This is a genomic window from Candidatus Accumulibacter propinquus (genome assembly GCF_056856495.1).
Genome location: NZ_JBSEHC010000004.1, coordinates 53,222 through 76,607, shown reverse-complemented (window position 1 = coordinate 76,607; position 23,386 = coordinate 53,222). Strand labels below are relative to the sequence as shown.

At 64.7% G+C, this 23,386-nt stretch carries 18 protein-coding genes; 6 read left to right on the top strand and 12 right to left on the bottom strand.

Going from position 1 to position 23,386, the window contains the following annotated elements:
- The first annotated feature begins 113 nt into the window (after window positions 1-113).
- Window positions 114-1,388 (top strand): methyl-accepting chemotaxis protein, encoded by a 1,275-nt coding sequence (locus tag AC15MQ_RS16465; RefSeq protein ID WP_483080705.1) that lies wholly within the window; start codon window positions 114-116, stop codon window positions 1,386-1,388.
- Between the two features lie 27 nt (window positions 1,389-1,415).
- Window positions 1,416-1,712: a hypothetical protein gene (locus AC15MQ_RS16460; protein WP_483080704.1), complete on the top strand. Its 297-nt coding sequence runs from the start codon at window positions 1,416-1,418 to the stop codon at window positions 1,710-1,712.
- A gap of 26 nt (window positions 1,713-1,738) precedes the next feature.
- Here the strand turns inward: AC15MQ_RS16460 and AC15MQ_RS16455 are convergent, their stop codons facing one another.
- The 6 genes from AC15MQ_RS16455 to AC15MQ_RS16430 all read right to left on the bottom strand — a co-directional run bounded on the left by AC15MQ_RS16455 (window position 1,739) and on the right by AC15MQ_RS16430 (window position 8,026).
- Window positions 1,739-3,568, bottom strand: a complete 1,830-nt coding sequence (locus tag AC15MQ_RS16455; protein ID WP_483080703.1) for a PAS domain-containing hybrid sensor histidine kinase/response regulator — start codon at window positions 3,566-3,568, stop codon at window positions 1,739-1,741.
- Between the two features lie 116 nt (window positions 3,569-3,684).
- Window positions 3,685-4,164 (bottom strand): phasin family protein, encoded by a 480-nt coding sequence (locus AC15MQ_RS16450; RefSeq protein ID WP_332336857.1) that lies wholly within the window; start codon window positions 4,162-4,164, stop codon window positions 3,685-3,687.
- A gap of 129 nt (window positions 4,165-4,293) precedes the next feature.
- Window positions 4,294-6,804 (bottom strand): sensor domain-containing protein, encoded by a 2,511-nt coding sequence (locus tag AC15MQ_RS16445; protein ID WP_483080702.1) that lies wholly within the window; start codon window positions 6,802-6,804, stop codon window positions 4,294-4,296.
- 74 nt (window positions 6,805-6,878) lie between these two features.
- Complete coding sequence (locus AC15MQ_RS16440; protein WP_483080701.1) at window positions 6,879-7,166, bottom strand: encapsulin-associated ferritin-like protein; 288 nt, start codon at window positions 7,164-7,166, stop codon at window positions 6,879-6,881.
- Window positions 7,167-7,272: 106 nt separating this feature from the next.
- Window positions 7,273-7,461 carry a hypothetical protein gene (locus AC15MQ_RS16435; protein ID WP_350495994.1) on the bottom strand — a complete coding sequence of 63 codons (189 nt, stop codon included), beginning with the start codon at window positions 7,459-7,461 and terminating at the stop codon, window positions 7,273-7,275.
- A 136-nt stretch (window positions 7,462-7,597) separates the two neighbouring features.
- Complete coding sequence (locus AC15MQ_RS16430) at window positions 7,598-8,026, bottom strand: hypothetical protein (protein WP_483080700.1); 429 nt, start codon at window positions 8,024-8,026, stop codon at window positions 7,598-7,600.
- A gap of 279 nt (window positions 8,027-8,305) precedes the next feature.
- Here AC15MQ_RS16430 and AC15MQ_RS16425 point away from each other — a divergent pair, with 279 nt between their 5' ends.
- Window positions 8,306-9,058 carry a Crp/Fnr family transcriptional regulator gene (locus AC15MQ_RS16425; RefSeq protein ID WP_483080699.1) on the top strand — a complete coding sequence of 251 codons (753 nt, stop codon included), beginning with the start codon at window positions 8,306-8,308 and terminating at the stop codon, window positions 9,056-9,058.
- On the opposite strand, the gene AC15MQ_RS16420 is transcribed toward AC15MQ_RS16425, so the two are convergent.
- Window positions 9,045-9,377 (bottom strand): ElaB/YgaM/YqjD family protein, encoded by a 333-nt coding sequence (locus tag AC15MQ_RS16420; RefSeq protein WP_483080698.1) that lies wholly within the window; start codon window positions 9,375-9,377, stop codon window positions 9,045-9,047. The genes AC15MQ_RS16425 and AC15MQ_RS16420 overlap by 14 nt on opposite strands.
- Window positions 9,378-9,818: 441 nt before the next feature.
- Between AC15MQ_RS16420 and AC15MQ_RS16415 the strand changes: the two genes are divergently transcribed.
- Complete coding sequence (locus AC15MQ_RS16415; RefSeq protein WP_483080697.1) at window positions 9,819-9,977, top strand: DUF3309 family protein; 159 nt, start codon at window positions 9,819-9,821, stop codon at window positions 9,975-9,977.
- 93 nt (window positions 9,978-10,070) lie between these two features.
- On the opposite strand, the gene AC15MQ_RS16410 is transcribed toward AC15MQ_RS16415, so the two are convergent.
- The 4 genes from AC15MQ_RS16410 to AC15MQ_RS16395 all read right to left on the bottom strand — a co-directional run bounded on the left by AC15MQ_RS16410 (window position 10,071) and on the right by AC15MQ_RS16395 (window position 15,354).
- Complete coding sequence (locus tag AC15MQ_RS16410; RefSeq protein ID WP_287668335.1) at window positions 10,071-10,802, bottom strand: Crp/Fnr family transcriptional regulator; 732 nt, start codon at window positions 10,800-10,802, stop codon at window positions 10,071-10,073.
- 22 nt (window positions 10,803-10,824) lie between these two features.
- Window positions 10,825-11,649 (bottom strand): response regulator, encoded by an 825-nt coding sequence (locus AC15MQ_RS16405; protein ID WP_287652371.1) that lies wholly within the window; start codon window positions 11,647-11,649, stop codon window positions 10,825-10,827.
- A complete protein-coding gene (locus tag AC15MQ_RS16400) occupies window positions 11,646-14,564 on the bottom strand; it encodes a PAS domain S-box protein (RefSeq protein WP_483080696.1) in 2,919 nt (972 codons plus the stop codon). The genes AC15MQ_RS16405 and AC15MQ_RS16400 overlap by 4 nt, the downstream gene beginning before the upstream one ends.
- 100 nt (window positions 14,565-14,664) lie before the next feature.
- Window positions 14,665-15,354, bottom strand: a complete 690-nt coding sequence (locus tag AC15MQ_RS16395; protein WP_483080695.1) for a ferritin-like domain-containing protein — start codon at window positions 15,352-15,354, stop codon at window positions 14,665-14,667.
- A 383-nt stretch (window positions 15,355-15,737) separates the two neighbouring features.
- Between AC15MQ_RS16395 and AC15MQ_RS16390 the strand changes: the two genes are divergently transcribed.
- The gene (locus AC15MQ_RS16390; RefSeq protein ID WP_483080694.1) at window positions 15,738-18,233 is read left to right on the top strand and encodes a bacteriohemerythrin; all 2,496 of its coding nucleotides are present in this window, start codon (window positions 15,738-15,740) and stop codon (window positions 18,231-18,233) included.
- A 64-nt stretch (window positions 18,234-18,297) separates the two neighbouring features.
- Window positions 18,298-20,160, top strand: coding sequence for an autotransporter domain-containing protein (locus AC15MQ_RS16385; RefSeq protein WP_483080693.1), 1,863 nt, complete (start codon window positions 18,298-18,300; stop codon window positions 20,158-20,160).
- On the opposite strand, the gene AC15MQ_RS16380 is transcribed toward AC15MQ_RS16385, so the two are convergent.
- Window positions 20,161-23,373, bottom strand: a complete 3,213-nt coding sequence (locus AC15MQ_RS16380) for a PAS domain S-box protein (protein WP_483080692.1) — start codon at window positions 23,371-23,373, stop codon at window positions 20,161-20,163.
- Window positions 23,374-23,386: the final 13 nt, after the last annotated feature.

Here is a 23,386-nt window from a genome sequence, read left to right as displayed (position 1 = left end):
CGCTTCCTCGATGCGCACCGGGCAATCGCCGCTATTGACGCTTGCGGAAATGCAGTGGGACAATCGCCACGGTTGAATTCCCTTGTAGCGATAAGGAGATACAGGACGTGGTGATGAGTGTCAAAAGCCGCCTCATGGCGTTCGCTTCTCTCGCTTTGGCGTCCCTCGCGCTGATGATCGTCGTGGTCCTGCTGATGATCAGTCGTCTCGGCACGCTTCAGGATACCGGGTTTGCCAGAAGTCAGAGTGCGGTCCGGGCACAGCAAGCCGGCTGGCTGGGCGCCCAGTTCTACCAGATCTTTGCCGACGCGATCATCAACCGACACCTCGATGAGTCGCGCAACGATTTTGTCCGCCTGCGCGCGCAAGCGGACAGTGACCTCGACCGTCTGGGCCAGGAAGCAGATACCCCGGAAGAAAAGCAGGCGGTAGCCAGTGCCCGCCAGTCGGTCGACCGGCTCGCAGAAATCTTCGAGAAGAAGTTGCTCCCTGCACTCGACGACCGGAATCGGGTGGAACAGGGAATCGGCCAGATCGACGAACTGGCCGACCGGGAAGTCCGTGAGATTCGCGTCCATCTGGACAAGGTGGCGAATTCGATGTCGGCGGAAGCCGTAGCCGCCGACCGGGAGTTCGATGCGGCGAGTTCGTCGACGCTGCGCAGGATCGGCATCATCGCCGTTGTCGCCGCACTTGTGCTGCTCGGTGTTGCCCTGCTGATCATCCGCTCGATCGTGCAACCTCTGGCCGGCGTCCAGGCAGCCACCCGGCAGGTCGCCGCCGGCGACCTCAGCCGGTCGATCGAGGTCGCCGGCCCCACCGAACTTGCCGAAGTGCTGGCGTCCTGCAACGACATGCAGAAAGGCCTGTGCCAGATCATCGCTGCCATCCAGGGCAATGCGGAAACCGTCGCCGCGATGAGCCAGCAGTTGTCCGCAACCACCAGCCAGCTGTCGACTTCCTCCGGGACCCAGGCCGATGCCGCAGCGTCGATGGCCGCCTCCGTCGAGCAGATGTCGGTCAGCATTTCGCTGATTTCCGATCAGGCGGCCGACCTTCGCAACTCGGCAACGCGCTCGGGAAACGCAGGCCGCGCCATCATCGGCCGGATGATCGACAGCGGTCGCTCGACCAGCGCCGCGGTTGACCAGGTTGCCGGGCAAATCGAGCAGCTTGGCAAGTATTCCGAGCAGATCTCATCGATCATCCGGGTGATTCGTGAGGTAGCCGAACAAACCAACCTGCTGGCCCTGAACGCGGCCATCGAGGCTGCGCGGGCCGGCGAGCAGGGTCGAGGTTTTGCGGTCGTTGCCGACGAAGTGCGCAAGCTCGCCGAACGTACCGGCAACTCGACCCGGGAAATCGGCGCCATGATCGGGCAGGTCTAGTCAGTCAGCCGCGAAGCCGTCACCGGCATGGGCGAAGTCGCGACGCAGATCGGTGGCTTCGAGCAATTGTCGCGCGAGGCGGGAGGCGCGATAGACACCATCGATGCACATTCGCAGCAAGTGGTCACCGTTGTCGAGGACATCACCAGAGCGCTCAAGGAACAGTCGATCGCCAGTTCGGACGTTGCCGCCCGTGTCGAGCAAATCGCTCAGTCGAGCGAGGAAAACGGCGCCGCAGTCAAGGAGACGGCCGCCGCCGCGAGCCGCCTCGAAGCGGTTGCCGAACAATTGAAGGGCGCGACACAACGCTTTCGCCTCGCATGACGCCGACTGCGGCGCCATGACCGGCATTAGCGATCCAGCCAGGAGAAGACCATCCCGAAGAGCGCGCCGGGGATCACCGGTTTGGCCAGGTGATCGTTCATTCCCGCCGCGAGGCAGCGCGCCCGGTCATCGTCGCAGGCATAGGCGGTCAACGCGACGATCGGCAGGTCCGCGCGATTCGGCAGGGCGCGGATGAGTCGTGTGGCTGCGAAACCGTCCATGTTCGGCATCGCGAGGTCCATCAGGACCAGGTGGTAGCTGTTGGTCGTCGCCAGGGCGACCGCCTGCCAGCCGTCCTCGGCCGTATCGACGACGAATCCGGCATGCTCCAGCAGCTCCCGCACGATCTCGCGCGACACGGCGTCGTCCTCGACCAGCAGGATGCGCTTGCCGCGATGGCGGTTCGCCGCCCGCTCGTCGGCGGCGGGAGCAGCGACGGGCGCAGCCGCGTCCGCCGCCTTGCGCAGGCGAACCGTACACCAGAAGACGCTGCCGACGCCCACTTCGCTGCTCAGGCCGATCTCGCCGTCCATCAGGTGCGCCAGCCGACGGCTGATCGCCAGGCCCAGCCCGCTGCCGCCGTACTGTCGCGTCAGCAAGCGGTCGGCCTGCTCGAAGGGTTCGAACACGAGAACCTGGTCGGCTGCCGCAATGCCGATGCCGGTATCCACGATTTCACAGCGCAGGCACAGTGCGTCGCCGGGCTCTTCGCTGAGCGTGACGCGCACCGACACCGACCCGGCGGGCGTGAACTTGATGGCGTTGCCGGTGAGGTTGAGCAGAATCTGGCCGAGCCGCAGATCGTCGCCGAGAACCGCGTATTCGGCCAGCGCGGCCGGGACGTGCACCCGCAGGGCGATGCCCTTGGCGTTGGCCAGCGGCTCCGCCAGGCTCCGCAACTGCGCCAGCAGCGAGCCGAGCGTAAAACGGCGACAGTCGAGCCGCAGGCGATCGGCTTCGATGCGCGACAGGTCGAGAATGTCGTTGATGATCGCCAGCAGGCTTTGCGCGGCACCCAGCGCCTTGCCAAGGTATTCACGGGTCTTGCTGTCGGTGGTCCGGCGCGCGGCGAGTTCGAGCATGCCCATGACGCCGGCCATCGGCGTGCGCAGTTCGTGACTCATGGTCGACAGGAAAGTGCTCTTGGCGCGGCTGGCGGCTTCGGCGAGGTCCCTGGCAACCGCCAGCGCGGCGGTACGCTCCTGCACCAGGTCTTCGAGATGATCGCGATGGCGCGCAAGTTCGAGCTCGGCCTGTTTCCTGGCAGTCACATCGCTGAACACGACATACAGCGCCGGCGTACCATCGGCGGCCGCTGCGGCGCTCGCCGCAAGCTGTGCCCAGAACGGCTTGCCCGCGGCGGTCGACATCCGCAGTTCGCCGGCCAGCGGCTCGCCGGTGTCGAGGATCTGCCGGCGCTGCAGATGAAAGCGTTCGGCATCGTCGCTGGTGATGTAACGACTCAGCGGCTGCCCGATCAGCGTCGTCCGCCGTATGTCGAGCAGGGTCGCGGCGGTCAGGTTGGCTTCGAGGATCAGGCCCTGCCGGCTGACGGTGCAGTAGCCGACCGGCGCCAGGTCGTAGAGCTCGACATTGCGCGCCCGCGCTTCCTCGAGCGCCACCTGCGCACTGCGCAACTCCTCGTTCTGCATTTCGAGTTCGACCTGATACACGCGCAGTTCGTGCAGCGTGCGCTGCGCCGATTCGGGGAGCACAGCTTCGGCTCTGGCCACGCGGAGACTGGACTGGCGGCGCAGGCTTTCCTCCGCACGTGAGCGCAGGGCGGCGCAGTCGCTCGCCCCGGTTCCGCTCGACAGGTCGGTGCCATCGTCGGCGGGTTGATCCCGGTCGGTCATCGCTTCTTTCTCTTCCTCGCCAGATGAGACTGTAGCATCGTATTAGTATAGTGAACGCCATGGGTTTGCAATAAAAAAGCCCCGACCGGCGGGGCTCAGCGCGACGATGGCGGCGTTCAGGAACGCTTCTGCGCCAGAGACGCCGCCGAATCGGCGATGCGCGCCGTCGCTTCGCCAACCACCTTGCTGTTGGCGGTCGTCATGTCGGTGACCTGCTGCGCAAAGCTCTTGAACTGTTCGAAACCCTTGAGCCAGCCGGCACTGGGGTTGGCGCCCAGCCCCTGCGTGGGGAAGTAGGAACCAAGCAACTCGGTCACTTCCCGCTGGGTTTCGGCGGCGATCTCCTGCACGCCCTTGAGGTAGGCGGCCGCGTTGTTGGTGGCGTTGGCGGTGCCGGGCAGGCCCGGCTGCTGGCCGTCGGTGATCTTCAACAGCGAGCCGAAGGCAGGAACACCGTCCCCCAGGGCAACGCGCGTGGCGTTGAGGTTCAGGGTGGCAAGGCGCTCGACACTCGAAAAGGCGATTTTCGACAGGGTCATGAAGGCCTTGGCGTTGATCTCGATCGAGTTGATCAGGTCGGGACTGGCTGCAAGCATGGTGTTGCTCCTTTGGGGAATGAACGCAGGGATTCGTCGTTGCGGATCGACGACACTGAACACCCGTTCAGCGGCGCCCGCAATTGGAAGGCCAGCCGACAGTTTGCACGCGAACACGCGCAGACTCTGTTAGCTGGCGCACATAGCGGCGACATCGCCGCCGGCCAGAAAGCCTGCGAAGTCCTCCGCCGACAACGGGTGGCTGAACAGGAAGCCCTGCCCCTCGTGGCATTGCCGGGTGCGCAGGAAAGCCAGCTGCTCGCGGGTTTCGACGCCCTCGGCAATCACCCGTTGGTTGAGGTTTCTCCCCATGCCGATCACCGCACTGACGATGGTCGCGTCATCGGCGTCGGTGGCGATGTCGCGTACGAACGAGCGGTCGATTTTCAGGGTGTCGATCGGGAAGCGCTTGAGATAGCTCAGGCTCGAAAAGCCGGTACCGAAGTCGTCGATCGCCAGTTGCACGCCCATCGCCTTGAGTCCTTCGAGCACCGACGTCGAGCACTCGGCGTCCTGCATGAGAATGCTTTCGGTCAGTTCCAGTTCGAGATAGCGGGGTTCCAGACCGGTCTCTTCGAGAATCGTCGCCACCCCCTGGAGAAAACCCTTCTGCCTGAATTCCACGGCCGAGATGTTGACCGCCACCGGCACGACGTGCAGACCCGCATCGAGCCAGCAGCGGGTCTGTCGGCAGGCCTCGCGCAACACCCAGCGGCCGATCGGCACAATCAGCCCGCACTCTTCGGCGACCGGCACGAACTGCTCCGGGCAGATGATGCCGAGCTCCGGATCCAGCCAGCGCACCAGCGCCTCGGCGCCGTTCATCGCCCCCGAAGCGAGATCGATCTGTGGCTGGTAATGCACGCGAAACTCGCCCTGCCTGAGGGCTCGTCGCAGACCGCTTTCGAGGAACTGCCGACGCACGGCGCGCGTGTTCATGTCCGGTCGGAAAAACTGATAGTTGTTGCGACCGCAGGCCTTGGCGTGGTACATCGCGGTGTCGGCGTTCTGCAGCACGCTGTCGACGTTGCTGCCGTCGTCAGGGTAGACGCTGATGCCGATGCTCAGGGTGACGTGCAGTTCGTGTTTGCCGATCAGATGCGGCACGGCGAACGCCTCGATGAGCTTTTCGGCGACCAGCGCCGCGTCCAGCGGCTGCTCGATTTCAGCCAGCAGGATCACGAATTCGTCGCCGCCCTGCCGGCAGACCGTGTCGGTGGCGCGTACCGCCGCGGTCAGCCGCGCGGCCGCCGACTGCAGGACCTGGTCGCCGATGGCGTGCCCCAGCGAGTCGTTGATGTTCTTGAAATAGTCCAGGTCGAGAAAGACCAGCGCCACCTGCTTGTGCCGCCGCTGCGCCAGCCCGATCGCCTGCGCCAGGCGTTCGGTCAGCAACACCCGATTCGGCAGGCCGGTGAGAAAGTCGTGCTGCGCCAGATGCGCCATCTTCAGCGCCATTGCCCGCGATTCGCTGACGTCGTGGAAGACCAGCACCGCGCCGGCGACGCGGCCGTCACGGTTGTGGATCGGAGCGGCGGAATCCTCGATCGCCGACTCGAAGCCGTCGCGGCGGACGAGCAGGCAATCCGCCGCCAGCCCGACGGTCCGGTTCTGCCCGATCGCACGTTCGGCGGGACTGGCCGCCGGCTCGCGCGTACGGCCGTCGATGATCCGGAACACCTCCGCCAGCGGCCGGCCGAGGGCTTCCGCGCACGACCAGCCGGTCATCGCCTCGGCGACCAGATTCAGATAACTGACGTTGCCCGCGAGATTGGTACACAGCACCGCGTCGCCGATCGAGTTGAGCGTCACCTGCGCACGCTCCCGCTCCTCGAACAGCCGGTCTTCCGCCGCCTGCAACACGAACTCGGCGGTCTTGCGCTCGGTGATGTCCTCGACCGTCTCGACCCGACCGTGCGGCGCCATCCCGTCGCTCATCGCACCACTATTGACGCGCGTCCAGACGATGCTCAGGTCGGGCTGCAGGAAGCGGAACTCGGTCTGGAACGGTGCCAGGCCGCGCACGGCTTCGCCCCACTCGGCGAGCACGCGCGGCCGGTCGTCCGGGTGAATGGCGCGGCTCCAGCGGGTACCGAGCGTCTCGTCGAAGCTCAGCCCGGATATCTTGTGATACGCCGCGTTGGTGTAGATGCACCCCCCCTGCGCGTCGGAGACGAAGATGCCCAGCGGCGAAGCATCGCTCATCGCCCGGAAACGCGCCTCGCTGCCCCGCAATTCGTCACGGGTAGCCTGGCGCTCGAGCAGGTAGCGCAGCGCGCGCGGTAGCCAGTGGCCGTCGACATGCCCCTTCACCAGGTAGTCGCCGGCGCCGCGTTGCACCGCCTGGCGCGCGGTCTGCTCGTCGCTCGCCAGGCTGAGCACGACGATCAGGGCCTGCGGCGCCACCGCGAAGACCTGCTCGAAGGCCCCGATGCCCTGGCTGTCCGGTAGCGTCAGGTCGAGCAGGATGACGTCGAAGCGCTCGTTGCCCAGGCACGCGAGCGCGCTGGCCAGGCTCTTCACCCACTGCACACGGAACGAACGCTCGCCGGTTGCGGCCAGCGACGCCTGGATCAGTGCGGCATCGTTGGCATCGCTCTCGACGAGCAGCACCCGGGTCGACACATCGTTGATCATCATGGCTCGCTGGGCAAGTGGCGGTTCATTTCAGCGGCGGCCGCAGAACTTCTGCGACCACCGGTGACGGGATCGCCTCACTGATCGGCAATCGGCTTCTCGGTGAACAGGTATTCCGTGAGTTCCTTCGACAACCTGGCGTCGTGGCGGCGGATCCACTCGAGGAGCATCGCGGCGTGCTCCTTTTCCTCGTCGCGGTTGTGCTCGATGATCGCCTGCAGTTCGGCGTCGGCGCAGGCTTCGGCCCGCTGGTTATACCAATCGACGGCCTCCAGCTCTTCCATCAGGGACACTATGGCGCGGTGCATGTCGCGCGTTGCCGTGGACAGTTCTTCTACAGGTTCGTGGTAGCCGATGCTGGACATTGCTTTCTCCTGACGATTGCGGGAATTGCGGGAATTGCGGGGGATTGCCGGTTTTCTGGCGGGGAAGCGCCGGCGTCGCGCGGCGGCGGGTCGCCGCGCCCGGTGGTCACGACGGAATGGACGATTGGTCGCTCGCGGCCGGGCGGCCACATTCGTCTTCCCACTCGTACAGTTCCGCCTTGTCCGGCGCTTCCGGTTGCCGGCTGCCGCGCACCAGCTTGAGCGAGGCGGCCACGGCGGCCGCGGCGGCGGCGATACGAGCGGCTGGTGGAAGCAAGCTTCGATAACCGTTCATCGGTGAAGCCCTCCTGAAGTTGATGTCAGACTCGACTCTAAGTGCCGGCGCGGGGGGTGTCCGTACGCTGACGCACGCAGCACGGCATGCACCCGGCGCCTGTTGCCGTCACCGGGGATCAAACGGATCGGTCGGGTTAGTCATGCGCGTCGCTGCCGCCCAGGCGCGGCAGGGAAGCTTGCTGCGCGGGCAGGTTGCCCTCCCAGCCACAGCCCAGCGAGCGGCAGCGATAGCGGTGAACCGGCGCATCAACGTTGGTGAGGCCATCGATGAAGCGGCGTGGCACGCGATACACCCAACCGTTGCAGCAGGGGCAGGCGCGGCGCGGCGGCGCGGCAGGCGCAGCCGCCGCCAGGGCGACGTTGTGGCTGCTCCCAGCGCGACGAGGTCGCCGGTAACACGCAAATAGACGACCCGTCGGATCGCGGCCGCACAGGTACACCCACCTCGTTGTGGCGGGCAAACCGCTCTCCTTGCCGCGTGCGGACGGATCTGCAGCCGTGCCGCCACCGCTCGCGGCGACGACCAGCACCCACCGACAATGATCCTGCGGCCACGCGTTCACTTTCAACTCCATGAAAACTCCAGATGACGCTTGCAGCCTGGACGCATCACCAGTTGGCGTCTGTACGAGACCACACATAGAACGCGGTGTTATTCGGCGCGCGGCGTTTCCCGCCGTTGCTGTCCGCGCGTCTGGCGCGCGGGCAATCTTCGCCGCCAGCCTTGCCAATGCCGCATGCTGGCGCAGATAATCCGGTGCCTGGGGGATGCGCCTGCACAGCGCAGGCCACCAGTTTGATGAACGGCCCGCAACAGGGCTGATGATGGCAGGGGATCAGTCATGCCGGCCAGAAGTGCCACCCACCGGAACCACCTTCTGGCCGCGCTGCCGCCTGAGGATTTCGCCCAACTGCTGCCGCACCTGGAACTCGTGCCGATGCCGCTCGGCGAGGTCCTGTACGAGTCGGGCGTGCAGATGCGCCACGTCTATTTCCCGACCAGCGCCATCGTCTCGCTGCTCTACGTCATGGAGGACGGGGCCTCGGCCGAGATCGCGGTGGTCGGCAACGAGGGTATTGTCGGGATCTCGCTGTTCATGGGCGGCGAAACGACGCCCAGCCGGGCCGTCGTGCAAAGCGCCGGCGAAGCCTACCGGCTGCAGGGAAACATTCTGAAACGCAGCTTCCATCAGGCCGGCGCGATGCAACGGCAATTGCTGCGCTACACGCAGGCGCTGCTGACGCAGATGGCGCAGACGGCGGTGTGCAACCGGCATCATTCGCTGGATCAGCAACTCTGCCGCTGGTTGTTGCTGAGCCTGGACCGCCTGACGTCCAACGAACTGGTCATGACGCAGGAACTGATCGCCAACATGCTCGGGGTGCGCCGCGAAGGCGTCTCGCAGGCGGCCACCAGCCTGCAGCAGGCCGGCTTGATCACTTACCGGCGTGGGCATATCACGGTCCTCGACCGGGCTGGCCTGGAGGTACGCGCCTGCGAGTGCTACGCCGTGGTCAGAAACGAGTACGACCGGCTGCTGCCGGCGGCGGCGATCGCTGCGCCGGCCACGCCCTCCCGGCTCAGCGGCGGCTGATCAGGACACCGACCAGCACGGCCACTGCCGCCGTGACTCCCAGCACTCGCCACGGGTTTTCCTGCACGTACTCCTGTGTGACGTCGGCCACGAACCTGGCCCTGTCGGTCAGCGCGGCGCGGGCACCGTCGATCCGATATCTGGCGTCGGTCAACCTGGCGCCGATGCTCGAGCGCGCCGCGGCGAACTCCGCGGCGGTCGAGTTGGCCACTTCCTTGAGGAGGTGGTCGGCATCGTCTACGACGCCCCGCAAGTCCGTCACGAGCTTGTTCTTGGTGCCTTCGATGCTTCCAGGCCTGGCGGTCATTTCGGTGGTCATCATGTCTCCTGCTGCGAGTGAGTGAACGAAACGGTGGTAGCGGCCGGCATCACCGGCACGGCCTACCAATATCGAGAGCGGCCTGGTAGCGCTTGCCCCGGCATTTCCGTCCTTGCTGACTGATGGCCGGAAGGTGCGCGCAGTCCGTTCCCTGAGGTACAGCGTGCTCCCCCGGCCGCCGCGGGTCCGTACGCCAGCGCACACTCGCCGCCGGCTTCCCACCGGCCCGACAGAATCCAGCCGCAGCGTGCGCCGGCGTACAGATCTTTGACCTCCTGTTGAGCAGCATGGAGGGGCGGGTGACGGTCGCCAGGATCTGCGAGGGTCCCGATCCGGCCGGGCCGCATACCGCCGTCGGCCCAGCGTGGCAGGCGGCCCTGGCGGCTTGCGCGAGCTTATTCGCACGAGGCGCGCGGAATACTTATTGTTGGGAGAGATGAAATGTCATTGGGAACCATTCTGCTGATCGTTCTGGTGCTGCTGCTGATCGGCGCGATTCCGAGTTGGCCGCACAGCCGCGGCTGGGGCTATGGTCCCAGCGGCGGCCTTGGACTGGTGGTGCTGATCCTGATCGTCCTGCTGGTGTTGGGCAAGATTTAGCGCGCCGGCGCCTGGCGCGGCGCCGCCCGACCGTGCAGGGACAGGCGGTCGGGCAGACCGCGCGGGCGAATGCCGGGCGCCTGCCGGACAGCGTCAGCCCGTCCCCTGGCGATACTGCACATCCGACAACAGGCGGTGCAGTTCCTTCCTGACCACGGCGTAGCACTCGCAGGCGCGCGTTTCGAGTCCATGCCGGTCAAGCACGGCAATGTGGCCGCGCCGGTAGCGGATGCAGCCAGCGCGCTGCAGTTCTCCGGCGACATCGGTGATGGTTTCGCGGCGCACGCCGAGCATGCTGGCGACCAGTTCATGCGTCATCACCAGTTCCTCGGTCGTCAGGCGGTCGAGCGTCAGCAGCAGCCAGCGGCAGAGTTGCTGCTCGGCCGAGTGGTGCCGGTTGCACGCCGCGGTCTGGGCCATCTCGGTCATCAGCGCCTGGGTGTAGCGGAGCAACAGGCGCTGCAGCAGTTCGCCGCGGTTGAATTCCTCCTGCAACAGGCGGCGGCCCAGTCGGTACGCGTGGCCGGCGGTCTGCACTACTGCCGAACTCGGCGTGGTGTTGCCGCCCATGAACAGCGACACGCCGACCACCCCTTCGTTGCCGACCCCGGCCGATTCGGCCGACGCCCCCGATTCCATGACGTAGTGCAGCGAGACGATCGCCGTGGTCGGGAAATAGGCGTAGGACAACTGCACGCCGGGTTCGTAGAGCATGTCGCCGAGCGGCATCGGCACGAGTTCCAGGTGCGCCGCCAGACGTTCGAACTCGGCTGTCGGCAGCGCCGCGAGCAGATGGTTCTGATTCGGACCAGGGAGGGTGGACACGGCTGGCTTCCCGATGCGGATGCTAGTTCCCAGGGGTGACTTCGACGCCGATTCCCCGGTAACCGATGAAGCGGCACGAGCGGTTGAACATCGGCTCGCCGCTCACCCGGAACTGCTGTTGCGTGCCATCGGCATTGACGCGGTGGAAGAGAAAATCGAGAAAGGGCTGGCGGGCGGCAATGGTCGCCTGCAACACCGCCCGTTCGGCCTCGTTCCAGCCGGCGGGCGGCACTTCGGCGGTCTCGCCAAGCAGCGGCCCGACGCTGATCCCGAGCATCTCGAGGACCGGCCCGGAGACCTTGGTGAAGTTCATCTTCTCGTCCTGCTCCCAGTACCAGTCCGAAGCCAGCTCGGTCAGGCTGCGATAGCGCGCCTCGCTTTCGCGCAGTTCGGCGGTACGCTCCAGCACCGTCTGTTCGAGCACCTTGTTGTAGTCCTCGAGTTTCCGGTACAACAGGCGCACTTCCAGCATGTTGTGGATACGGGTGCGGACTTCGATCAGATCGAACGGCTTGCTGATGAAATCCTTGGCGCCGGACTGCAGGGCGCGCAGCTTGTGGCCCGGCTGGGCGGTAATCACCAGCACCGGCAGGTAGGCATCGACCGCGTTGGTCTTGAGGCCTTCCATCACCTGGAATCCATCCATGCCGGGCATCTGCAGGTCGAGCAGGATCAGGTCGTAGTGGTTCTTGCGGTGCAGCGCGCAGACCTCGCGCGGGTCCATCGTCGACGCGACGCGACGGTAGCCGGCCTCGCTCAGCAATTGCCCGAGCAAAGCCACATTCGCTTGCTGATCGTCGACGATCAGAATGCTGGCGTCGAGAATCTCGCCACTGCTGATGATCATGCCTGTTCCTCTCGGGCTGCGCGGGCCAACTCCGCATGGGCGAACCTGAGCGCCACGTCGAGCGTCTCCATGAACTCATTGACCTTGATCGGTTTGGTGAGATAGCGAAAGAATCCGGCTTCCAGACCCTTCTCGATATCGCGGGGGATGGCATTGGCGCTCAGCGCGACCACCGGGATATGCGCGGTTGCCGGATCTTCGGCGAGGATTCTGAGCGCCCGGACACCGCTGATACCCGGCAGGTTGATGTCCATCAGGATGACGTCCGGCAGCGAAGCGCGCGCGATCTCGATGCCGCGCTTGCCATCCCTGGCACTCAGCAAGCGGATATCGGTCCGGCGCGCCACCAGATCCTCGACCAGCATCAGGTTTGCCGGGTTGTCCTCGACGTAGAGCACGGTGTGCAGGGCCGCATCGCCACCAACCTTTGCCTGGACCAGCGGCGCGAGTTCGAGCACCTGCGCGACGGTCTGCGCGGCGCTGGACAGATCGAGTTCGATCCAGAACACACAACCCTTGCCGACGGTGCTTTCCACCCCGATGACGCCCCCCATCAATTCGACCAGCCGCTTGCACACCACCAGGCCGATGCCCGTGCCTTCCTCGTCATTCGCCTTTTGCCCGAGACGATTGAAGGGCTGGAAGAGCTGCGCCAACTGGCTCGGCGTCAGTCCCGCACCGGTGTCGCGGACGCTGATGCGAATCGAATCCGGGAGGTGCGGGGTACACTCGACGGTGACCGTTCCGCCAACGCGATTGTACTTGATGGCATTGGAAAGCAGGTTGATCAGCACCTGCTTGACGCGCGTCCGGTCGGCGTTGACAAAACAGGGCATCTCCAGGCTGGAAAAGGCCACGCCGATGCCTCGCCTCAGCGCCTGCGCTTCGACCATCGCCTCGCATTCGTACATCACTTCGCTCAGCGACACCGGCTCCACCGACAGCGACAGCTTGCCGGACTCGATCAGCGCCAGGTCGAGAATCTCGTTGATCAACTCCAGCAGGTACCAGCCCGCCTTGAGAATCTGGTCGATGCTGCGCTTCTGCAGGATTGTCGGCTGCGGAGTCCCGGATTCGATGAGCTGTGCAAACCCGAGGATCGCACTCAGCGGTGTGCGCAACTCATGGCTCATGCTCGACAGGAACTCCGATTTCGCGAGGTTGGCTCTCTCGGCCACGCAACGGGCGCTCTCCAGTTCGGCGTTCTTGTCCTGCAGGACCTGATCGAGCAGCGCGCGCTCGGCTTCGACGCGTTTGCGTTCGGTGTTGTCGGTGCCGATCAGCAGGTAGCCGATGGTCGCGCCCTGCGGGTCGCGCAGCGAGGTCACCGACACTTCCGCCGGCAGGCGGCTGCCGTCCTTGCGGATATAGGTCAGCTCGTAGACGTCGCCGATGCCGCGCGAGGCCTTGAACACCAGGGCCTCGAAACCCGGTGCGATCGGCGTCGCGAACTCGACGCTGAGGATCCCGGCACGGGCGATCAGCTCCTGCGGATCGGAAATGTCGGCCGGCGTGATCTGGTCGATCACGTCGGCGGCCGTGTAGCCCAGCATGCGTTCGGCGCCGACGTTGAAGATCTGGATGACGCCGCGGGCGTCGGTGGCGATGCTCGAGAAATTGGCGCTGTTCGAAATCGCGCTCTGCAGGGCGCCGGCCTTCAGCAGGGCCGCTTCGGCCTGCTGGCGCGCGGTAATGTCGCGCAGGATGCCGGTGAAGTAACGCTGACCACCCAGCCACATTTCGCTGGCCGCAATCTCCAGCGGAAAGAGGCTGCCATCCTTGCGCCGGCCGATCACCTCGCGTCCCCGCCCGATGGCGCGCGCGGCATCGCTCGCCAGGTAATCTTCCAGGGATGCCTGCTGCTGACCTCGGGCCAGCTCGGGTATCAGCATGCCGAAGTCCTGCCCGATGAGGTCGGCTGCGCTGTAGCCGAACATCTGCTCGGCGGCCGGGTTGACGGTCTCGACGATGCCGCCATGGGAATGCAGCGTGATGATGCCGTCGACCACGGTATTGAGAATCGCGGCCACCAGCGCGGCGCTGTCGCGCAAGGCCTGCTGCGCCGCGTAGTCTTCGCTGACGTCGCGGAACACCAGCACCGCGCCGACCACCCGGCCGTCGCGGTCGCGAATCGGGGCGCAACTGTCGGCGATATCGCGTTCGCTGCCGTCGGCGGCAATCAATACGGTGTGGTTGGCCAGGCCCTGGATCGTCCCGTGCGCCAGGGTTTCGATCACCGGGATGGTGCCCGGTAGGCGGGTTTCCTTGTTGACGACGCGAAAGACCTCGCCCACCGGACGGCCGGCGGCGGCCGACTGTGTCCAGCCGGTGAGTTTCTCGGCCACGGGATTCAGGCGCGTGACACGCGCCTGGCCATCGGTGGCGATCACCGCGTCGCCGATCGAATTGAGTGTCACCGCCAGCTTTTCCTCGCTGTCGCGCAGGGTCGCGTTGGCCTGCTGCAGTTGCCGGTTGACGGCTTCCTGGGTGGCCAGCAACTGTCGCGTTTCGAGGCTCGCCGAGTTTCTGTGCCGCTGCGGTCGATAGGCCAGCCAGGCGGACCGAAGGGCCAGCAACAACGCCAGCACGCCGACGCTGCCGACGAGGATGAATAGACGCCACAAGCTCGCCTGGAACTCCGCTTCGTGGCTGACCAGAGACGCGTGCTCGGCCTGGATGAAGCCACTCATTTCGGCACGCAGCACGGGGTCCGCGGCCGTTGCCAGCAGGTCGTCGGCGTTTTTCATGACCACATAGGCGTGCTCGCGCGCCTCGGCTGTTTCGACGACCTGGATGAAGGACCAGTACGCCAGCGCCACCCCCAGCACCAGCAGCAGCGTCAAGGGGATCCTGCGGGTCGCCCTCCGGATGGTGAATCCGCCGGCAGGCATGAAATGATGTTCTTCTTCGGGCATGACCGACTTCTCTTGTGGGGCCTGCACAAATCCTTCGGACGACGATATCGGCTGGAAGGGCAGGCGCACGGCCCCGCACCATCTGAACCGGAAAGCGCCGCTACGGGGCGCCAGCGCACGATATCGATTGCTCCGCGGCTGGTCTGTGCGCTGGAGTACAGACAGCTGCGCGCAGTTGGGATATCGATCCCCGGCAATCCTTGATCACCTTGATGAGCGTCACGAGGTTTTCCGCGTGCTGCGCTGCGCGGGCGAGTATTTCCTCCAGCACGCGACGCGTCGTCGGGTCCTGGTCGCCGAGGCAGAAGATGGCCTCGTGATAGCTCTCGATCGCAATCCGTTCGGCGATCAGGTTTTCCATGATCATGCTGGCCAGCGAATCGCCCTCGACGTATTCCGCATGGCTGCGTGCGGCCAGCCCGTCCGGCGAAAAATTCGGCTCGCCGTCGAGTTCGACGATGCGCCCGGCGAGCAGGTCGGCGTGCGCCATTTCGTCAAGCGCATGCGCCATGAATTCGGCGGCGACTGACGCGGCGGCGACTGACGCGGCGTCGACTGGTGCGGCGCCGACGCTCGCGGCCATGAACTGGTGGCGCTTGTAGCGCAGCATGCAGACCAGCTCGGTGGCCAGCGCTTCATTGAGGGTCGCGATGACATTCTCGCTGTCCGCCGTGTCGGCGAACACCATCGCGTTCATCCCGGCGGGCTGACGGGCACGCCGGTGCAGGGTGCTGGTTTCGGCAAGGGGCGGTCGCTTCGACGATACGACCTTCGGCGCAATGGCTTTCATTCGCTACTCCTCGGGGTGGCGCTCGGCCAGGTCGGCGACCTTTGCCACTCGGGCCCCGGAAAAGCCGGAGCTGACAGGCCGCGTCTGGTGCAGGTGAGGTCTTTATCCTTTTCAGATTTTCCGCGCGCAGGAAGCATTCTCACCTGCGCGACCCGCGGGTTCTGTACGCCGCCGCACATTCTTCGCCAGGCATGCGCACCGGCCGGGAGCGCCCACCCAGTGAATGTGACATTGGTCCTGCCCATGTTCCCCCCGCACTGGCTAGAATGGTGGGTCGTGGATGCAGGAATCCTCTGCACAGGCCTCGGTCATCACCCGCGACGAAGGCACGGCAAACCCGCAAGCTGCGGGCAGCGTGTCCCCCGCATTGAGAGAACATGACAATGACTAGCAGCATACTGAATGCCCTGAGCCTGCCCGCGTTCATGGTCGACACCCGGCATGTGGTGGTGGCCTGGAATGGCCCGTGCGAGTTGTTGACCGGCATCGCCGCTGGCGATGTCCTGGGCACGCAGGATCACTGGAAGGGCTTCTACGATGAGCCCAGGCCCTGCCTGGCCGACCTGGTACTGGACAACCTGCTGGCGGATGCTTCGCGCTTCTACAGTCAGCATGAGAAAACGGAATTTGCCAGTGATGGCTACAAGGCAGAGGGCTGGTTCGACGACCTCAAGGGCAAGCGACGTTACCTGAGCTTCGAGGCAAAACCGCTGTTCGATGGCGACAGGATCATTGGGGCGATCGAGGTGCTCCAGGACATCACCCGTCACAAGGAGGCCGAGGAGCAACTGAAACTGTCCGCCAGCGTCTTCGAGAACGCCTCGGAAGGCATCGTGATCACCAGTCAGGACAACCACATCATCTCGGCCAACCGGGCCCTGGAAGGGCTGCCAGGCTTTCGCACCGATGAAATGCTCGGCAGGAATCCCCGGCTGTTTGCCTCCCGGCGCCATCCGCGCAGCTTCTTCCGCAAGATGTGGCAAACCCTGCACGAGATCGGCCACTGGCAGGGCGACATATGGAACCGGAAGAAGACCGGCGAGGAGTATCTGGTGCACGCCAACATCAGTGTTGTCCGGACGGGCGAATCGGTGACCAACTACATCGGCCTGATGAACGACATCACCGAAGCCAGCCGGACGATGGCCAGAATCGAGCATATGGCGCATCACGACTTCCTGACCGGGTTGCCCAACCGCAGCCTGGTGGAAGACCGGATCAGACAGGCGTTGGGGCGCGCGGAGCGGAACCGCTCCAGGCTGGCGGTGATGTTCATCGACCTCGACAAGTTCAAGGTGGTCAACGACACCCTCGGCCACGAGGTGGGGGACCTGCTGCTGCAGGAAGTGGCGCGTCGCATCCAGGAATGCCTGCGCGCCACGGACACCGTCTCGCGGCAGGGCGGCGACGAGTTCGTGCTGCTGCTCGAGGATTTCAACGACGAGGCTGACATCACGCACGCCGCCCAGAAGTTGCTGGCCGCGATCGGCAAGCCCTGCCGGATCGACAACCATACCGTCACCACCACTTCCTCGATAGGCATCGCCATCTACCCGACCGACGGCGAGTTCGTCGCCGATTTGCTCAAGCACGCCGATGTCGCCATGTATCATGCCAAGAATCAGGGACGGAACAATTTCCAGTTCTTCACGGAACGCATCAACGCGCAGGCACTGGAAAAAATGATGGTCGAAAACGCACTGCGCCAGGCCATCCCCGCTGACCTGTTGCTGCATTATCAGCCGCAGCTCTGCCTGGTCAGCCGCAGCGTACACGGCGCCGAGGCGCTGGTGCGCTGGGCGCACCCGGAACTGGGAATCATCAGTCCGGCGCGCTTCATTCCCATCGCCGAGGAGGCTGGACTGATCTGCAAGCTCGGCGAGTGGGTATTGCAGGAAGCCTGTCGGGTCATGCGCAGCACCGGCATCAACATGTCCGTCAACCTGTCGCCGCTGCAACTCACCCAGAGCGACATCGTGGCGAAGGTCGTCGAAGCGCTTGACGGCATGGCCGGTTACCGCCTGACCCTGGAAATCACGGAAAGCGCCTTCATCAACGACTTTGCCGCGACCAAGGCCACGCTCATGGCCCTGAAGAAGATCGGCGTCAATCTCGCCCTGGACGATTTCGGCACCGGCTACTCGTCCCTTTCCTACCTGTACCAGTTGCCTTTCGATTATCTGAAGATCGACCAGTCGTTCATCCGGGAAGAAAACAACGCGCCCATCGTGCTGGCGATCATCGAGATGGCCAACAAGCTCGACATCATGACCGTCGCCGAGGGTGTGGAAACGCCGGAACAGATGGCCTTCCTCGAAGCCAGCGGTTGTGATGTCATCCAGGGTTACCATTTCTCGCGTCCGCTACCGCTGGCGGCCCTGAGCGACTTTGCAGAAAACCCGCCTTACGAAGTCGCATCGAAGCCACGCATCAAGAAACAACTCGCGGAGGCCAGCAACCCCTTGCTGGCGTGGTCATTCACCTACGAGACGGGGCATGCCTGGATCGATGCCCAGCACCAGGAACTGATCCGCATCCTCAGCCGATTTGACGCCAGCACGCGTTCAGGCGACAAGAAGAGCGAATCGAGAAAGGTGATGAAGGCGCTGATCGAATACGTGCGCAGCCACTTTTCCTTCGAGGAAAAACTGATGCTCGAACACGCTTATCCGGACATCGGTGAGCACCAGGCGCAGCACCTGCAACTGGCCGACGCGCTGGCGAGCTATGACCTGCAACTCAAGGCCAACCCCAAGATCAACCTGCAACAGTTGGCGATGTCGCTGCACGCCTGGCTGATGCAGCACATCCATTCCAGCGACAAGAAACTCGGGAAATTCCTGAAGAAACGCGGCGTATCGGCGCTCCCGGGGCAGTAGGACTGCGACGGTCTGCTAAAATGCAGAACTTGGCAAGGAGTGTGAAGTGCATGGGCAGCCTGGCTTGATCACGAAACGCGGAGCCGTCCTGACGGCCTTGTTGCTTGGCGTGGTTGCCGTAGCACAGGCCGGCGATTATTCGAACGTCCGAATCTTCGGCGACAGCCTGACCGATTCGGGTGCCTACCAGGCGCTGGTCGGGCCGAACGCCCGTTTCACCACCAACCCCGGCACCGTCTGGAGCGAGAACCTCGGCGCCAGTTACGGCCAGCCGGTCAGCGCCGCCTATGCCGCCTGGCAGGCCGGGGCAACGGCGGGATTCACCCCGATCGCCGGCGGCAACAATTTTGCGGTCGGTGGCGCACGCGTCGATCTGCAGCCCGGCAGTCTCAACGACTTTCCGCTTCTGCGGCCGTTCATCCCGCCGGTGAGCGCCCAGGTCAGCGATTTTCTGGCCCGCGGACCCGTCGATGCAAAAGCACTCTACGCGCTCCTGGGTGGGTCGAACGACATCTTTGTCCAGGCGACTCGGGTAAGCGGCGGCGGCTCTCCCGAGGTCGCCCAGGCGGCCGTACTGACCGCGGCGAATGCGATGACCACGCAGGTGGCCCGTCTCCAGTCGGCCGGCGTCCGTCACCTGATTGTCATCGGCGTACCCGATATCGGCCGGACCCCCGCTGCCGGAAGCCTGCCGCCGGCCGGTGCGGCTCTGCTCACCAGCCTGACGGCCACCTATGACGCGGCCCTGGTGGCGGGGTTGGCCGGCAGGAACCTGCTCTTTTTCGATGGCAACAGATTGTTCAACGCCATCTTCGCCGACCCCGGGGCTTACGGTTTCACCAACACCACGACCCCGGTGTGCCCGGGGTCTCCGCCAGACGCCCTCGCCTGCGTGGCGGCCCCCGATGGACACCTGTTCGCTGACGCCGTGCATTGGACCTCCAGTCTGCACCGGGTGGTGTCCGACTGGGTGTATGCCTCGCTCGAAGGAGCGAGCCGCGTGGGTCTGCTGTCGCTGGTACCGATCGGGCGATCGGGCGCGCAATGGCGCTCGATCGATGACCGACTGCAGCAGTTCGAGAACTTCGGCTACCAGGGCCAGGGCTTCTTTGTCACCGGCGACCAGGCCTCGTCCAGGCAAGACGCCCACGACGGCCTGCCTTCGGCGCATGGCTCCGGCGGCAGTTTCGTCATCGGCTACGAAAAGGCCTTCAGCGAGCAACTGTTTGGCGGCGTGACCCTCGGTTACGGGAATGCGCCCTTCGATCTCGGCAATGACCAGGGCACGGTGAAGTACGACGAGTGGGCATTGTCGGCCTTCGCGGCGCACAAGTTCGGCGCCTTTTACGCCAGCGCTCTGGCCACCTGGTCCTGGCTCGATTTCGAGAGCAAGCGCAACGTCGTCCTCGGTCCGTTCAGCAGCAGCGAACGCGGCAACACCCGCGGCGGCCAGTTTGGCGTCAAGGGGCAGATCGGCTACAACTTCTTCAGCGGCAACCTCGTGCACGGCCCCCTCGCCGCGCTGGCCTGGGAGCGCGTCCGGGTGGACGGCTTCAGCGAGCAGTCGAACAGCGCCACGGCCATGACCTTCAGCGGCCAGACCCGCACGTCGCTGCGCTCCCGGCTGGGCTGGCAGGTGGCGGCCGAGACCGACTGGTCCGGCACGCGCCTGCGCCCCTACGCCCAACTCACTTACGACTACGAACACGACGACGACCAGCACAGCTACCGTGCCGGCTTCGTCGGCGGTCCGACCGCCATGGACATGCCGATCAGCAACCAGAACGGCGGCTACGGCACGCTGCTGGCCGGCGTCAATGCCGAACTCGGCAAGTCCCTGCGCCTTGGCCTTGGCGCATCGACCACGATCGCTCAGCCCGGAGCGCGCAGTTCGGCGATCAACGTCACCCTGAGCGCACCGTTCTGATCAGCCTCGCTCCACCCGCTCAGGCGATCCATGAAAGCGAATCCGGTTTCGCCCAGCCTCCTTGGCCTGATACATCGCCGCATCCGCCCACTTGAGTATGTCGTCGCGGCTGCCTTCGTGATTGAGAAACAAGGCCACACCGATGCTTGCCGTACAGTGATGCTCGATGGTCTCCGCGGGCTCCCCCTCGTGCATGCCGGTGAGCAGATACGGCTCCGACAAGGTGAGGCGTATCTTTTCCGCGACGTTCTCCGCCTGGGCAGCCGATTCGGCCTTGTCCGCATGCAGACCGCCAAGCAACACCACGAACTCATCGCCGCCGAAGCGTGCCACGGTGTCGATCTCGCGGATGCATTTCCGTAGCCGATCGGCCGCCTCGATCAACAGCAAGTCGCCCACTTCATGCCCATGCGTGTCATTGACCGGCTTGAAATTGTCCAGATCGAGGAACATCAGGGCGCCATAGCAGCCGTTGCGCTTGCTGGCCGCCATGCACTGGCTGAGACGATCCTTCAGCGTCAGGCGGTTGGGAAGTTGTGTGAGTGCGTCATAGAAGGCCAGGTGGTGGATTCTTCCCTCGGCTTCGTTGCGCGCCGTGACGTCATGCGAGACGACGACGATGCATTTGGTTTTTCCGGTGTTGTCCCTGATCACACCGCTGCGCGATTCCATGAACAGGATTCCGCCGTCGGCGCGCAGGAAGCGAAATTCGAGATGCTGCCCGACCCCCGTGGTCACGGCGTCGCGGAACGCCCTGGTGACCCGTTCCCGGTCGGCGGGATGAATGTCCACGAATGAAGAGGTTCCGGAAAGGTTGCGCTCGCCGAGCAGGCGCGTATAGGAAGGGCTGTTGTAGACCCGCCGTCCTTCGACATCGAGCACCGCAACGAAGCCTTCGAGGTTTTCGGCAATCAGGCGGAAGAACTCTTCCTGCTCGCGCAAGGCGTCTTCCATCTGCTTGCGTCGGGTGATGTCGCGGTTGGCGCCGGAAACCCGAATTGCCCTGCCGAGTTCATCGCGCAGGACAAACGCACGCGCAATGATGTCGAGATAGTGGCCGCGCTTGTGCCGCAAACGGAACTCGACCTCGTAGGCGTCGGTGCCGTCGGTCAGGGCCGTGGCGTAGACCTGCCTGACTCGTTCCAGATCGTCGGGGTGCAGCAACCGTCGCCACAATTCCGAATCGACGGCCAGCTCGCCGTCCTCGTAGCCGAGCATGTTCCACCAGCGCGGCGAATAATAGCGTTCGTTGCGCAGAAGATCCCAGTCCCAGAAACCGTCCTGCGTACCGCGCAACACCAGCGAGAGGCGCTCTTCGCTCTTGTGCAACGCCGCCTCGGCCTGCTTGCGTTCGGTGATGTCCAGCGCGATGCCACCGAGCAAGGGCGGTCCGGCCTGCCGGGTGATACGGAACTTGTGGGTCTGGTAGAGCCGCAAGGTGCCATCGGCGCCTGGCAACGGCTCCTCGGTGTCCAGAAAACCGGCTTCGAGCGCCTGCCGATCGTCGGCGATCATCTTTTCCGCCACATCGGGAGGGAAGAGTTCGCGCGTGGATTTCCCCAGCCACGCGCTGGCGCCGATGACCTCCGCCAGGTAGCGATTGACATAGAGCGTGTTGCCGTCCTGGTCCTTGATGAACGCGGCTGCCGGCAAGGCATCCATGAATTGGGCAAAACGCCTTTCGCTTTCGGCAAGCGTCTGTTCGGCCAGTTTGCGCGCGGTGATGTTGGAATGGCAGACCACGGCGCCGTCACCGTCCTGGCCGAGGGGAGTGACCATCAGGTTGAACCAGTAGCGTTGCTCCGGAGTATTGCAGGGATACTCGAGAGTGAAACTGGCCAGTTTGCCGTTGAGCACGGCCCGGATGCCTTCAAGGGCGTTCAATTCTCCCCCGTTCGCCTGGGAAACCATGCCTGCCTGGCAAACCGACAGGTAGTTCACGCCAATGCCGGTTCGTGACGCGGGCTCGCCGGGCACCGTGCCGTGCTCCGTGGCAAAACGCGTCCAGGGTTCGTTGACCGTCACGATCACCCCATTGCGATCGAGCACTGCGATTTCCGAAGGCACGGAGTTCAGGATGACGTTCTTGAAGGCCTCGCTTTCCTTCAACGCCCTTTCCCGTTGCGTCAGGGTCTCCAGCAGGTGGTTGAAGCCGCCGATCAGTTGGCCGATCTCGTCATCGCGGGCGACGGGCAAAGGCTGCGGCGGCTCGCCTTCAGCCGGCAGGGTCAGCAGCGCCCTGGCGGCGGCAAGCAGCGGCGACAACTCGCGCCGCAACATCCACCAGGTCAGACCAGCCACCAGCAGCGTCAGCATGAGCGTGGCCAGCAGCATGTGCTGCTGCATGGCGCGGATCGGGGCAAAAGCCTCGTCAGTCGGCAGGGTGGCGGCCATGATCCAGCCGGCCACGGCAACCCGCTTGTCCGAAACCAGGGCCTCGACGCCAGGCGGATTGACCATCACCGCGGACCCCTCAAAACCCTCGATAAAACGGTCGATGACCGGATTGATGCCGGGTGCGGGAAGCACTTCCATGCGGCGGCTCTTGTCGGTCGCGGTGACGATCAGGCGGCGCTGCGGATCGATGAGCAGATAGCCGCCGCTCTTGCCGTAGCGGCTAGCCGTGATTCGGTCCAGAAAATTGGGGCTCCCGAGGTTGATCCGCCCGAGCAGGACAGCGATCACCTGGCCATGCTGGTCGCGAATCGGTGCCAGCATGGCGAAAGCGGGTTGCTTGAGTCGCCCGCCGGTGACCGGCTCGCTGATCATCGACCGGCCCTCCTTTAACGTCGCGGCGATCACCTCCCTGGTCAGATAATCAGCACCAGGGGTGGCCGAGGAAACGGGGACCGCGGCAAGCACCCTGCCCGCGGGCGTCAGCGCAACGACCCCGGCGTTGAACAGGACCTGCAGGATCGGGCGCTGTTCAAGAAATTGCTGCAAGGCAGCGGGCCGATCGAGCAACCGGGCGTCAACACTGCCGGCGCCCTGTTCGAGCGCCTGCAGACGGTCCTTCAACTCGTCTTCCAGCGTCGCCGCGACAAACGTCACCGTCGAGAACTGCTGCTCACCCAGCAATCGTTGCATGTCCTGCCGGAGCATCCGGCCGGCGTAGAACGCCAGCGACCACAGGCTCACCAGAAAGATCGCCAGGGTGAAGATCGTCACCCTGGTCTTGAGCGACCGCCACTGAAAGATATGCGCTTCCTGCACGTCGCTGAATCCG